The organism is Candidatus Hinthialibacter antarcticus, from assembly GCA_030765645.1.
In the GTDB taxonomy this organism is placed as follows: Bacteria; Hinthialibacterota; Hinthialibacteria; order Hinthialibacterales; family Hinthialibacteraceae; genus Hinthialibacter; species Hinthialibacter antarcticus.
In genome coordinates, this window is the sequence record JAVCCE010000004.1 from 43,346 (window position 1) to 56,731 (window position 13,386).

The following is a 13,386-nucleotide window of genomic DNA, read 5'->3' on the forward strand; positions in this document are numbered from 1 at the left end:
TTTCAGGGACAGGGCAGGTATACTGTCAACATGGTCCAATTTAATTCCGATAAAGATATTCCAGCGCTGGTGCAAGAAGCAAACCGCCTATTAGACGAAGTCTGTGCGATAACCAAAGATTGCGACGACGACCTCTGGAGACGACGCCCAAGTGAGGACGAATGGTCAGCGTCTGAATGTTGCGACCACTTGGTTCAAATCTCCTCGAAGGTGATTCCGAAACTACAAGAAGCCCTGCAGATGATGAAGAGCGAGCAATCCGAGCGCCCCAAGGCCTATCATTATTCCATGTTCGAACGCTTATTTGTTTATTTCGCCAGCGGCAGCGACAGGCGCCCGTTGATCCGCCTAAAGTCGCATACCGACTATGCGCCGGTTCAATCGCCGTCGATTCAAGAGACCATCACACAATATCAACATTGGCAAAGTGAATTGATCGTCATCATGCAGGCGGTTCAAGGCAAAGACCCGACAAAGACCAAAGTCGCATCTCCCGCCATAGACTGGCTCAAACTGAGCGTCGGCCAGTGGATTGTCTTATTGCTGGTTCATCAAAACCGTCATATTCTACAAGCCAGACGCGCTCTTGAACGCGTCGCGGCGTAAGTGGATGCTCCTATTTTCCCACATGAATGAATAACCCCGCCGCAAGCAGCGGGGTATCAAATCGAGTATTTAGAAGCATCTCAAAAATACTTGAACTCCGCTGCGTTTGGCATGTGTACAACTCTGCTCGCTTCAGTGCGGGCTTTCAGGCCCTTTTGCACAGGCGCTCCCAGAGTTGCACCCATGCCTGATTGGTTTGCCAATTTGTGAAATGCCGGAGTTTAATTTGCTCGGCAGGAGCCTCGCCCTCCCCAAAAAACATCACGCCAAAGCGAGGAGAAACGCTCCCAAGACTCATAACCGCAAACGAAAAAGAGGGCGCCGCTTTCGCAACGCCGTGGCTAGCGATAATTTTCAGCGCATAAATTTGAGGATTGGTGCAGATAATCATTGATATCCCACAAATGGATTTCGTCGAGAACAATCGAAAATACTTGATGTGAATTAGGGTGGAACTTGAAAAAACTATACGAATCTAGATGTGGGTATTTAATTTCTGCAATTTTATTCCCCGTCTGAAAATCATATAAAACATAAATATATCCATTTGTTGAATATGTTAAACCCATCAGCCAACGACGGTCTGGAGATACTTCGATAAAAAGAGGATGTTCTTCATTTCCAAAAGACTGAATAAATTCACCTGTTTCAAAATTCCATAAAGTCACGCTATATAAATCAGCAATTACAACTTCCTCCTTTTCTTCAACCACATATACATCCGTTAAAACATCTCTGTCTTCAATCGGCTCACCTATACCATATACGCTTGGATCAAGGACTTGGACTTTCTTTCTTGTTTCAATATCCCACACTTCACGCCCTAAAAACAGATAGCGGTCATCCGATGAAATATGCCACATGTCTGGATAGTTAAAATATAGTTCTATTCCTGGATTTATAAAAAAACATTTTTCGCCTGTTTCAGTATCCCAAAAGTGGGCGGCAGTTGGAAATGGCGTTTCAGAGTTCGTACCCCATGTTACACAATAAGAATGGGTTGAAGAGATACCAACTGCATAAATTGTAGAAACGGAAGAACCTGGCCCAGTTGATAGCATATAATGTGGACCTAAGTGTTGCAGAACTTCATTAGAAGTCAAATTCCACAATTCAGCATCGTCAGTATAACGATCCCCCGTTAGTAATAGAGAATTGTCATTCGATATACGAAGATTAAAAGGCCTGTAGCCATATATATCATCGCCATCTTTTAACACTCTAACCATATCTCCACTCTCAACATCAAATTCTACAATTCCATTTGCATACGAAGCATAAAAGAGAGATTTTCCGTCATTTGTCACACATAGATCAACAGGGTTTGTCTCATAATGAAATACCTTTAGCGGCGACGGTTCTTCCGCCGCCGCTGAGAAAGTAAGGAATAATACAATAATAGTAAATAAGAACTTTTTCATGTTATTCACTTTGAGGAGTCCAAAGTAAATGGTTGCCATCCTTACTTAATAAAAAATCTCCAAACATTTTAAGACCATCTGGATTTAGTTTTTCATTATTCCATTTCTCACCATTTTTCACAAATTTCAAAAGGTCACATTCTTCATAGTCACGTACGTCTTTCGTATGGTCAGATTGGACAATCACCATCATTCCGTCCGGCGTCATCCGTGCCCGATCACGAAGTTTTGGCGTATATCCAATATAGTCAATCTCACTCCATTTGCCTTTCAATTCATTTACAATAGCCAAGCCATAAGAATCCGTCCACACTAATATTTGATCTCCTTGCAAGTTAATATCATATATATCTGGTTCCAAAGCAGAACCAGATTTAGCAGGCAATGAGAGCCGTGCAGGAGGCAACCATTGATCCTCTTTTTTTTCAACCATGAAGACGTCTGTGCGAAGTGCTCTATTCACTCGAGTCGCCGCCTTATAGAATATCCGGTTGCCTTGCTGATTGATCCACATTTTCGATTTCAAACCTTCTACCTGACCGATAAGAGTTGGAGAAAAAGAATTACTGTTCTTTTCAACCACATAAATATGGTGTCCTGTAGGGTCGATTCCAGGTTCGAACAAACTGTAAGCAAAAACGCTTCCATCTCCTGACATTACGAGATGATTTAAAAGGCGAGCTTCATCCACGCGATAATGCGTATAAGTAGCGACATTCTTTTTATTTTCAACATCATAAAATTCAATCAACCCATAATTGCCCTCTTGCCTTATGTATGCCAACAGTTTTCCATCACTATCTAACGCAGGCGAACCAAAATCATAAAATTTCCCATCACTGATTTTGGTAACTTCGTTCCCCTTCGACTTCAATTCAACAATTCGACCATTATTAACAAATATGCTTCCATCGCGATTGATACAAGAACTACCACGTTTCACGTCAAAATAAGTTTTAATATCCAAATCGCTTGAAGCAGAATCAGCCTTTGTATCACTTAGAAAATCAACTTTTTTCACCAGCTGAGTCGGTAGGTTTGTTTGTAATTCTATCGTTTGAGAATGTCCTACAAGTGAAAATGCAAAAAACACTATGATGATTTTATATGATAAAGACATTTGAAATCTCCTTTATGGTTCCTTATATTTATTTTTCTTCCAATCTCACCCAAAATGCGCGAGCCCAAGGGCTACCCATTCCAACAGATATAGAGTCAGTTCCATTTAAAACATAAGACCAGTTATATGACAAATTAATCTGATACACAGTTTCAATATTGTGATTATCAAATGTAATTGTTATATCCTGCTCCTCTGGTACAAGTGGATCCCCTGAATTAGTTGGCTCTGGAAAATAATAATTACATATCATTAACAAGTATCGTCTGCTAAAATCTGGATCAGGGCGAAGAATAAACCGAGCTTTATTTACGTCTTTTGACGCCGTCATATGCACCGATATATTTGGATCAGGTTCCAATAAAGCATCCCTCATTAACCAAGCTTCATGTTGTATGGCGCTGGCTTGCGCATAGTAATTTGCATCACTAATCGTTAAATCATAAAACATAGCGCCTTGTGCTCCCATTATCCATGGAGCGTAACATGTATAACGAAGCTCTTCGATCGTTGGTAAACTTCCGGCAAGCGAGCCTCCTTGCGCCCACATAACATAACCATTGATTCCATGCAATGATGGTTGGACAACATAATCCATAGCAGATTGAGTTTTATAAACTGCTTCTAGCCAACTTCCATTCGGTCTATAACCATCCGGGTATTTGTTATCCATCAAATAATCAGTAACATCAAGCATATTTAACCATGCCTGCGCTGGGGCATACAAATATAAATTTTTGGTATCTATCGAGTTGAAATAATTCCTCCAGCTGCGGATATCATTAAAAATCGGCAAGCGTGGTGTATTAGAATCATTGTTAACAATAATGTTTTTTATATCTACAAGCCGATTATGAATGTGAGATTTAAACCCTGGATAAGCAGGCCAATATTTTATCACATTCCCCTGCGCATCTCTTTCAACATAATTACCTTGTTCTAAAGATTGAGCAGCACCGCCGCCATACGGTTCATCCGTTAGCGACCAAGCTGCTAAACGGGAATGATTTTCAACCGTGTTGACAGTATCAACCATCGTAGGGTATTCATTATTTACCCAATCAACAGGATTGGGAGCAGGAACATTCGGAACTGGAGGTTGATTTTTAATATATCCATCTTGAAACCACCCGGGGTATTGGACTGAAGAGAAAATATCCCAAGGCCATTGAGGCCAATAGGGCGTGTTATTTGGGAATTCAACAGAATCGATTTTATAAGGTATTTTTGCTGCAATATGCGCTACGCCATAAAAATCGTGCGTTGGTGAAATGCTGTGAATATCGTCAAGCGTATCCAGAAAACGAACATAAGAACGCTTCCAAGTGTTAGTATCTGAATCCGTCGAATTAAAGACAGGATCAATAGTTGAAGCATACTCCTGTTCTCTATAGTTCGGAAATCCTCTCAATTTGTAATTTGGATGCGGTCGCAAGAAAATTGTATCGACATGATTAGAGTAAGTTAAATCTTTTAGTCCCCAAACAGAGCCATCCGCCCAAGTATTTGACCGAGCAGGCCTATCATTATCGCCATAGGGATTATTCAGGCCTCTTACCCAATAAACTTCCGCCGCCCAGCCAATTGGGAACCACCGATTTGAACTAACTGTTTTATCTTGCCCAACTCGCTTGGTTAAAGGCGCCCAGTAAGTTTCAGGCCCTCTTTGAGTTTGGGCGAAAGTTGTTTGAATGAATAAGAAGGATAGACAAAAAAATAGAGCATTCACAAACAGTTTCAAGTATGAACTTTTCATAATGCTTCTCCAAAGAAGAAAGATTTATTTCTCTACACTAGAAAAAAAAAAATCAAACGTCAAGTTAAATTTAACAAAATTTGATTAAAATATCATTAGTAAATAAAAAGATTACTATTATCAAAATTTTAAAAATCACGCTGTTTTGATTGTTGTTCTATGTTGGGTTAGGGTGGGTTTTAAATCAAAGTTGATTTAAACGGATATGTTTATAAATTCATAAAATGCGAGGACTTAACACAACAAAAGAGGGCGCCGCTTTCGCAACGCCCTCTTTGTTCTCGAGAGAGATGAGACTCTACCGATTAATCTTCCGGCAATGGGCGGTCTTTGGTTTCCGGCGCCCAGATGATCGCGATAATGCCAATCACATAAATAAACGACATCATCACCGCCGCCACCCGGAACGACTCTTCAACATTATTGCTCTGCAATAACGCCGCCAATTGCGTCAACACAATCGGAGCGGGAGCCGCCAGATAGCGCACCGTGTTATAACAGAAGCCGACCCCGGTGCCGCGCAAACGCGTCGGGAACAACTCAGGGAAATAAATCGAATAGCAGCCAAATACCGCGAGTTGGGCAAAGCCCATCATCGGCAGCATCCAATAAGCGTCCGACGGATCATTCAGCGAATAGAACACGAAGATGGTAATCACCAACGAAAGGCTAAATGCAAACAAGAACGCCAAGCGGCGGCTTAGATAGGTCGCGATAAACGTGACCGCCATCATGCCGCAGAAAGCCCCCACGTCTTGCAACGCGGTGCCCCAGGCGCGCACCGAATCAACCACTTCTTGCGGCTGTCCCGCTAACGCGTTACGGATCAATTCAGGCGAGAAGAAACCGATGCCCCACAAGCCGACCATGCCCGAGACGCCGAACAATAAGCCGATAATGGCGTGGTGGCGCCAACGCGGATGCTTAAACAAATCGGCGATGGTCCCCATCTGATGGGCCGCTTCGCCCGACTGGGCGCGTTTGACCGCTTCTTTCCAAGGCTCCGGTTCTCTCAACAAAAAGATAATCGGAACAACCAGGACCGACGGCAGAATGCCGACGAAGAACAATACCCGCCAGCCTTCCATTCCCATAAAGAAATCCGCCTGACCGGGAGGGATACCCAAACTAATCATCGAACCCATGATGTTTCCCGTTGCTGACAGCGCTTGCAACGAACCCAGCGCCAACGCGCGGAATCCGGCGGGAACGCTTTCAGCGACCAGCGTGGTTGCGGCGCCAAACATTCCGCCAACGCCCAGCCCCACCAGAAAACGATAGACGACAAATTGCACCCAGGTTTGCGACGTACCCGAAAGGCCGGTAAAGAGAGAATACGTTAGTAACGTCACCACCATCGTCTTCACTCGTCCGTATTTGTCGCTCATCATGCCAAAGATGATGCCGCCAGTCGCCCACCCCACAATCATTGAAGTGGTAGCGTAGCCGCCAAATTTATCGACCATGTTATTGATGAGAGTCCGCACCACGCTTTGCGGCAGCTCAGGCAAAGTTGGTACATCAGCGAGACTTTGGACTTTTTGGATCTCGACCAGATCGGTTTCTATTAAACCCACAACGCGATTGACGGTTTCATCGGCGCCGGGCGCTGAACCGTATTGCGCCTGCACCTGTCCGACCAATTCGTTTTGCAATTCATTGGTTAACACCAAATCGCCGCTGTCACCCATCTGACGCAGGTGAGCAATCGCCAGCGGTTCCAGGATCGAGTCTTGCGATTGAAAGTTGTCGACCAATTGTTCGTGCATGACCGATTCAAGCGCCCAGGAGCGGGCGAGAATAAACAACCGCTGGTCCATACAGTCAAACAACCAGCCGCCTGACGCGATAATAACCACCAGCCAGTGATACCAATTCACTCCGGCTAGCGGGCTTTTACTTTTAGTATTCACATTCACAAGCAATCCTCCCGATTGATAATTAACGAAACAGAGCCTTGATTTTTGGGAACAACGGCCCCAATGTCAAGCGGTGCGCCGCCTTGCGATTTGATCTTCCCCATTCGCCCTTGCGCACTTATGCTATCCCTAACTCACTCAACCGCGTAAATAAGAAGGCCCATTTATGAATCTGCGTATTTCAATTTCAACTCGATTTCTATCAACCGCGCTTGTTGCGGCGCTATGGATTTCCGCTCTCTGTCCGGTTCACGCCCAAGACCTGAAGACGCTCACCCTGTCGGACGCCATTTCACAGGCGCTCGAACTCAACCGTGAATTACAAGCGTTGCAGTTTGAAGAACGCGCCTCCGCCAATGCGCGCAGCGAAGCCCGCAGCGCGTTGTTTCCTCAACTCTCGTGGGAAACGTCCGCCTCAAAAAGTGAATCCGACCGCTACAAAATGCAAATTGATACGTCGAGCCTGCCCGATGAATTCAGCGGGCTGTTTAGCGCCGACGACTTCGGCTTCACCGGCGCCAATTACATCAACCGCTTTCAATGGCAACAGCTGCTTTTCGATTATTCCGTCATTGGACAAATGAAATTATCTGACCTGCAAGAAGAAGCGGCGCAATGGCAAACCAAGGGGCAAGAGCAAACCGTTGTCTACAACACCGTCGCCGCCTATCTCGACATCTTACGCGCACAAGAATTATTGCAGGTGCAAAAACAACGCCTGCAATTGGCTGAAGAGCAACTCGACACCGCCCAGGTCGGCTTCGACAACGGCCTGCGCATCCGCACCGACGTGTTGCGCGCCGAGTTGACCCGGTCGTCCGCCATGCGCGACGTGGTGTCGGCGGAAATCTCCGTCGAACGCGCACAATCGACCTTGAACGAAATCATGGGCGCGCCCATGCAGTCGCGTCACGCCTTCGCGGCGGGCGCCTTGGGAGCGTACAACCCGCCGCAAGAATACGACGCCAGGTTCCAAGCGTATACGGAGTTGTTTTCTGCAGCGGAAGAAAACCACCCCGCCGTCCACATCGCCCGCTTGTTGGTCAAACAAAGCGAAGAATCCATCAATATGGCGCGGGGAGAATTTTTGCCCCGGCTATCAGGCCAGGCGTCATGGGGCTTCAACGAACAGGGCGATCCCCGTTTCAAAGAGGAAGAATGGACGCTGGCGGGCGCGATTACCATCCCCATTTTTGAAGGAGGCCGCCGCACCGCCAAACTGCGCGGCGCCAAAGAAATCGCGTCCGCGAATGAAAAGCGCTACGAGAACACCGTGCGTTCGATTCACAACATCATCGAACAAACCGCCTTGTCGCTGCGCGAAGAACGCCGCAACCTCGACATCGCGCTCGAAGCGGTCGAAGTCGGTAAAGAAAATTACGACCGCTTTCAAAATTTGTATGCCGAAGGATTGGCCGACAGCCTTGATGTGACCCAAGCGCTGACCGAACTCGTCGAATCGCAAACCAACGTGGTCACAACGCGCTACAATTACCTGTCGTATTACATTCAACTCTTGCAGGCGCAAGGGACCATTTCTATCCATGCGCAACAATACAACAACGACCAATGGCTCACGCAATAAGCGGTTTCATCCAGGCAAACGCGATTCAGACTTCTAGAATTTGAAACGGAGAACAACATGCCGGACATCACCTTTGGCGACAAAACCATCAGCGCAAAAGCGTTGTCGGCCATCGCGTATGTCGGACGCTTGTGGCGCTTGTTGATGGAGTGTTTGTTTTACATCGTGGTCGAGCCGTGGCGCAATCCAAAAATTATCCGCCGCCACGCCACCTTCGGCATGATGGCCGAGACCGGCGTACATTCACTGCCGATCTTGGCGTTGATCAGTTTCCTCATCGGCCTGATCCTCGCCATGCAAAGCGCCTATCAGTTGCAGCGCTTCGGCGTCTCGGAACTGGTTCCCGGCATCATCGGCGTCACCATTTGCCGCGAGATCGGCCCGTTAATCACCGCCATCATTATTTCGGCGCGGGTGGGCGCCGCCATCACCGCCGAGTTAGGGACGATGGTCGTCGGCGAAGAAATCATGGCGCTGCAAACCATGGCGTTGCGCCCCATCCCATTCTTGGTGGCGCCGCGTTTAATCGCGTTGGCGTTGATGCTGCCTTGCGTCACCGTCATGGCGAATTTCATCGGTATGGCGGGCGGCTTCGTCATCGGCGCCTCCGACCTGGGGATGTCGCTCTCTCAATACATCAAAAGCACGTCAGACCTTTTGACTCTGACCGATTTCCATACCGGTTTAATTAAGAGTTTCGGCTTTGGCATCGTCATCGCCATCGTCTCATGCCACGAAGGTCTCGCGGTAGAAGGCGGGGCGGAAGGCGTGGGCGTCGCCACCACGCGCTCCGTCGTCAATTCGATTCTGCTCATCATCATCACAGACTTGATCTTCACAATCGTCTTCTATATGTAAGCAAGCCGCTGGTTCACTCCAGCGAATATTTCGGCAACGCGACTGGAGCGCCGCCCTGCGCTTTGCTTATGTCCGCCGCTTCCATGAAGGCGTACATTTCGACGATTTCGTCCGCGCTTAGCGGCGGGTTTCCACTTTTGAAAAACCCGACGATGGCTTCAATGAGGCCTTTATAACTATGGCCTTCAAACGCAATGATTTTTTGGGAGCCAAACACCGTCGCGCCGTATCCGCTCTTGCCGTTGCGGATGCCGCGAAACGTCCCGATGCGGCCGTCCGGCCAAACGCCGACGACCACGTCCGTATCCTCCGTCGAGGCGCGCGAGACCTGTTGGCACCCCGTCCCCATCGCGGCGTATAGAATCGAAACGCCATGCACGCCGTACCAGAACAAATCGGGGTGATGTTCTTCTAAACTACACGGCGAATAGGCGTCGCAGCCGAGAACCTCTCCAACGATTTCCGGGTCGGTTGCGTCGCGCATCCCCTTCCACCACCGCAGGCTGGAGCCGCCAAACCACGGTACGCCATGCGCCTTGGCGTATCGGGCGATTTCTACTACGTCGGCGAAACTCCCCGCGACGGGTTTATCAATAAACAGCGGCAGGCCGGCGTCAATCACTTGTTTGGCTTGCTGAAGGTGCGGGCGTCCGTCGATGCTTTCGATGAGAACTCCATCGACCATTCCGCACAATTCAGCAATCGTCTCAACAATTTTCATGTCCCAATCGTCTTTTAATTGCTGGGTGTATCCATCTACCCGCTCGGCGCTGGCTTTCACGTCGGGGCTGCCGCCTTTCACTGCGGCGATCACCCGCGCACCCGGAACATGGTCCGCATGAGTCGGGTCATTCAGCATCTTCGTGAACGCAATCACGTGCGACGTATCCAGCCCGATCATGCCCAAGCGAATTTCGTTGGCGGTGTTTTCCGCAGCGTGTACAGCCTGCGAAAGTAAAAGCACTGAAATACCGAGTAAGAGAAAACGTTTCATATTAATCTCCAATTTACCTACTCTCCCAGAGGGAGAGGGGATTCACGAGTGCGATTATCGAAAGCGGTTCATCTATGATTCAAGGCAATAAAATTTGCCCTTCGCGCGGGTCGCCCAATCGTTCTCCGCGTTTTTTTTCGTGAAACAGAAATACGCTATACGCCGCCAAGATCGCATCCAGTTGATGGTCACTGAGCAACTCTTTTTTTATCGCAGGGATGCCTTTTACTCGTTTGCGTAATTGGGTTTGAAGTTGCTCCCTCGCTTTGACGCTCGACTTCGGCTTCAGCCATCAAACCCTTCACAAAGCGCTTCAACATGAACAACGCACGACGACGCCAGCGACTTGAGGTTGTAGCCGCCTTCGAGAAACGACAACACCCGCTTACAACCCGCCGACTGCGCGGCGCTCAACACGTTTTGGGTCATAGCGGTGAAGTGTTTTTCTTCGAGCAGCCAACCGCCCAGCGGATCGTTCTTATGCCCATCAAACCCGGCGGATATCAAAACTAAATCCGGCTGAAACTGTTTGATGTGCGCGTCAACGCAAATGCCCAGCGCTTCAACAATCGCCCCCGGCGGCGTCTCGGGCGGGAACGGCAAATTCTTGTTAAATCCCTCTCCCGCGCCAGCGCCGGTTTCTTCTGACGCGCCGGTTCCTGGATAATGAGGGGACTGATGGGTCGAACAAAAGAAGACCGAGTCGTCTTGATAGAATGCGTCTTGCGTACCGTTGCCGTGATGGACGTCCCAATCCACGATGAACACTTTTTTCAATCCGTGAGTTTGCTGCGCATAGCGCGCCGCGACGGCGACGTTATTGAACAGACAAAATCCCATCGCGGCGTCCGGCAAGGCATGGTGCCCCGGCGGTCGCGTCGCAACGAACGCGCGCGTTTGGTCTTGTCCGGCGGCGGCGCCTAACGCGTCAAGCAACGCACCAGCGGATCGCAGCGCCGCGTTCCAGGAGCCTTCGCTGACCGCTGTATCCGGGTCAGCCATCCCACCGCCCTGCGCGGCCAGGTCGCGGACCGACTGGATGTAGTCGCGAGTATGAATCAGCGCGAGTTCATCCTCGGTTGCATTGCGCGGTTCGAGCCATTCGAGCCGTTCGCCCAGAGCGTCGCGCAAATGGTTTTCGACCGCCCGCAAACGCTCCGGCTTTTCGGGATGCGCTCCGGTTTTGTGCAACAAGCACTCTTCAGAAAAATAGATGGGAAACGCCATCGCTTTACCCCAAAATCGAGCGTTCATACAACGAATGATACACCCGCTGTACGCGGTGCCGTTCGGCATGGATAATTCGGATCACTTCTTCGGCGGCCTGCTCGACGTTGTCGTTCACGATGGCGTAATTAAACAGGCCGATCAATTTCATTTCATTGCGCGCGGCGGCGGTGCGTTGGTCGAGGTCGTCGCCTTTGCCGCGCGGGCGGTCTTCCAGCCGTTGTTTCAGCGCCGCAAACGAAGGCGGCATGATATAAATTAATATTGCGTTAATATAATGCGCCCGCACCAACGACGCGCCCTGCACGTCGAGTTCAAGCACAACATCGTTGCCCTGCTCAAACTGGCCTTCCAGATAGCCTTTGGGGGTTCCATAGCGGTTGTTGTAGACCTCGGCCCACTCCACCAATTCAAAATTGTTGGCGGCTTCATCAAAGCGTTCAGGAGAAACAAAGAAATAGTGTTTGCCGTCTTGTTCGCCGGGGCGCGGCGGGCGCGTGGTCATCGAAACCGATATCACCAATTTCTCGTCGTGCTTCAGGGCTTCTTTAATGACCGTCCCCTTGCCTACGCCGGAAGGGCCGGAAATCACAATCGGTGCGCCGTGTAAAGCCATCATATTTCCTTTTTATGACTGCGTAATTTCACTCACATCTAATAAGTACATTTGCCGTCCGTCGTTGTGGCGCGAGTCGATGCAAACCAGCCGTCCGTCGCGGCTCCAACCCGGGTGCAAGTCGCAACGGGTTTCGCCCCGTGATTCGGGCGCCTGATAAAAACGCCCCAGTTTGATCAGTTTCTTGTCTTGAGGACGATAGAGCATCAAGTTTTGCATGCGCTCATTGTCGGGGTAGGTATCGACCAAGACCCATTGCTGGTCAGGCGAATAGGTGCAATGTCCGTCGCGCATCAACACGCCGTCGCCAATGACGGACACGACATCGGTTTTGTCTGTGTATAAATGGAAGCGGTCGCCCGGTTGAGGCTCTCGCGACCACGCCAAAATTTGCGCATCGTTTTTCCAGATGAAATGCGAGACCATATCATGGTCGGCGATGCAATATAAATTGCCGCCGTCCGCGTCCGCCGTAAACATGCGGGTATACCAGCTGCGCCGCCCGTTGACGGTGCGCTCCCAGCGATGCAAAAAGATAAAGCGCTCGCCGGTGGGGCTAAACAGCAAATGGTTGAACCAATGTTTGGCGCCGCGCATGGTCTCGTTGGGTTTAAAACCCGCGATCTGGTCGAGTGAAACAATCAGCCGCCAGGCGCCGGTATCGAGCGCCATTTGATAGATGCCGTCATCTTTGGGCTGCGAGTCATCCTGCCACGGGTCGGCGGGGCCGTTATAGCCATATCCCGGGCGGGTCACGCCCAGCCGCGCAAAGTTGGGGCAGACCGCGTTCTTTCCATCTGGACTGACCGCGTAGATGGGCTTGGGCAGCGCGCGCTGTTCGCCTGTCTTTACATTCTGAATTACAGCCTGATAGCCGCCGTCGATGCGGGCGTTATAAATTACGGTATCGGTGGAGCCGGGCAGCCATTGCAACATGCAGCCCTGCTGCCAACACCACGCGCTTGATGAACCGAACTCAATCCATTCGTCATTGTTTTTGACATCCACCATCCCCAGGCGAATGGCTTCATCCGGTTTCGGCGTACGGTCGTTAAACTCAACCTGCATCCCCAAGGCATAGCGGTTGGTCGCGTCAAACTGCAATTTGTCGTAATAGCCAAACCAGTGCGACTTTGGCCCCCGGGTTATCGCGCGAAATGGAACATGCGCCTCGAAGCGCGTTTCCGGCGCGGTGTAAGAAACTTGTGGAAAGGCGGATGCGCCTGCAGCGCAAACGCCCGCAGCAACAAATTGCCTACGTGACAGATTCATTTGAGTTTTCAT

The 13,386-nt window shown here is 49.5% G+C and carries 11 protein-coding genes; 3 read left to right on the forward strand and 8 right to left on the reverse strand.

The genetic code is table 11. The features are described from left to right. The first annotated feature begins 30 nt into the window (after nt 1-30). Nucleotides 31-606 (forward strand): DinB family protein, encoded by a 576-nt coding sequence (locus P9L94_01075; GenBank protein MDP8242644.1) that lies wholly within the window; start codon nt 31-33, stop codon nt 604-606. A gap of 341 nt (nt 607-947) precedes the next feature. On the opposite strand, the gene P9L94_01080 is transcribed toward P9L94_01075, so the two are convergent. From P9L94_01080 to P9L94_01095, 4 genes are all read right to left on the reverse strand, one after another. Continuing rightward, nucleotides 948-2,027: a hypothetical protein gene (locus tag P9L94_01080; protein MDP8242645.1), complete on the reverse strand. Its 1,080-nt coding sequence runs from the start codon at nt 2,025-2,027 to the stop codon at nt 948-950. Nucleotide 2,028: 1 nt separating this feature from the next. Beyond that, entirely contained in the window at nt 2,029-3,147 is a 1,119-nt protein-coding gene (locus P9L94_01085) for a hypothetical protein (GenBank protein ID MDP8242646.1), read from the reverse strand. A 28-nt stretch (nt 3,148-3,175) separates the two neighbouring features. Continuing rightward, nucleotides 3,176-4,903, reverse strand: coding sequence for a hypothetical protein (locus P9L94_01090; GenBank protein MDP8242647.1), 1,728 nt, complete (start codon nt 4,901-4,903; stop codon nt 3,176-3,178). A gap of 305 nt (nt 4,904-5,208) precedes the next feature. After that, entirely contained in the window at nt 5,209-6,822 is a 1,614-nt protein-coding gene (locus P9L94_01095) for an MFS transporter (protein ID MDP8242648.1), read from the reverse strand. A gap of 166 nt (nt 6,823-6,988) precedes the next feature. On the opposite strand from P9L94_01095, the gene P9L94_01100 reads away from it, so the two are divergent. Next, nucleotides 6,989-8,407 carry a TolC family protein gene (locus P9L94_01100; GenBank protein MDP8242649.1) on the forward strand — a complete coding sequence of 473 codons (1,419 nt, stop codon included), beginning with the start codon at nt 6,989-6,991 and terminating at the stop codon, nt 8,405-8,407. A 57-nt stretch (nt 8,408-8,464) separates the two neighbouring features. After that, nucleotides 8,465-9,265, forward strand: coding sequence for an ABC transporter permease (locus P9L94_01105; protein MDP8242650.1), 801 nt, complete (start codon nt 8,465-8,467; stop codon nt 9,263-9,265). A 13-nt stretch (nt 9,266-9,278) separates the two neighbouring features. Here P9L94_01105 and P9L94_01110 read toward each other — a convergent pair whose 3' ends face one another. The 4 genes from P9L94_01110 to P9L94_01125 form a co-directional block, all read right to left on the reverse strand. Next, nucleotides 9,279-10,259 (reverse strand): Gfo/Idh/MocA family oxidoreductase, encoded by a 981-nt coding sequence (locus tag P9L94_01110; GenBank protein ID MDP8242651.1) that lies wholly within the window; start codon nt 10,257-10,259, stop codon nt 9,279-9,281. Nucleotides 10,260-10,544: 285 nt separating this feature from the next. Beyond that, nucleotides 10,545-11,513 carry a histone deacetylase gene (locus P9L94_01115; protein ID MDP8242652.1) on the reverse strand — a complete coding sequence of 323 codons (969 nt, stop codon included), beginning with the start codon at nt 11,511-11,513 and terminating at the stop codon, nt 10,545-10,547. Continuing rightward, a complete protein-coding gene (gene gmk, locus P9L94_01120) occupies nt 11,491-12,105 on the reverse strand; it encodes a guanylate kinase (protein MDP8242653.1) in 615 nt (204 codons plus the stop codon). Before gmk ends, P9L94_01115 begins: the two co-directional genes overlap by 23 nt. Before the next feature lie 9 nt (nt 12,106-12,114). Continuing rightward, nucleotides 12,115-13,386, reverse strand: coding sequence for a hypothetical protein (locus P9L94_01125; GenBank protein ID MDP8242654.1), 1,272 nt, complete (start codon nt 13,384-13,386; stop codon nt 12,115-12,117).

What these genes read in the sequence shown, in the direction of transcription:
- P9L94_01090 (MDP8242647.1), bottom strand. Translation starts at nt 4,903, where the DNA reads ATGAAAAGTTCATACTTGAAACTGTTTGTGAATGCTCTATTTTTTTGT.
- P9L94_01105 (MDP8242650.1), top strand. Translation starts at nt 8,465, where the DNA reads ATGCCGGACATCACCTTTGGCGACAAAACCATCAGCGCAAAAGCGTTG.
- P9L94_01085 (MDP8242646.1), bottom strand. Translation starts at nt 3,147, where the DNA reads ATGTCTTTATCATATAAAATCATCATAGTGTTTTTTGCATTTTCACTT.
- P9L94_01125 (MDP8242654.1), bottom strand. Translation starts at nt 13,386, where the DNA reads ATGAAAACTCAAATGAATCTGTCACGTAGGCAATTTGTTGCTGCGGGC.
- P9L94_01100 (MDP8242649.1), top strand. Translation starts at nt 6,989, where the DNA reads ATGAATCTGCGTATTTCAATTTCAACTCGATTTCTATCAACCGCGCTT.
- P9L94_01115 (MDP8242652.1), bottom strand. Translation starts at nt 11,513, where the DNA reads ATGAACGCTCGATTTTGGGGTAAAGCGATGGCGTTTCCCATCTATTTT.
- gmk (MDP8242653.1), bottom strand. Translation starts at nt 12,105, where the DNA reads ATGATGGCTTTACACGGCGCACCGATTGTGATTTCCGGCCCTTCCGGC.
- P9L94_01080 (MDP8242645.1), bottom strand. Translation starts at nt 2,027, where the DNA reads ATGAAAAAGTTCTTATTTACTATTATTGTATTATTCCTTACTTTCTCA.
- P9L94_01110 (MDP8242651.1), bottom strand. Translation starts at nt 10,259, where the DNA reads ATGAAACGTTTTCTCTTACTCGGTATTTCAGTGCTTTTACTTTCGCAG.
- P9L94_01075 (MDP8242644.1), top strand. Translation starts at nt 31, where the DNA reads ATGGTCCAATTTAATTCCGATAAAGATATTCCAGCGCTGGTGCAAGAA.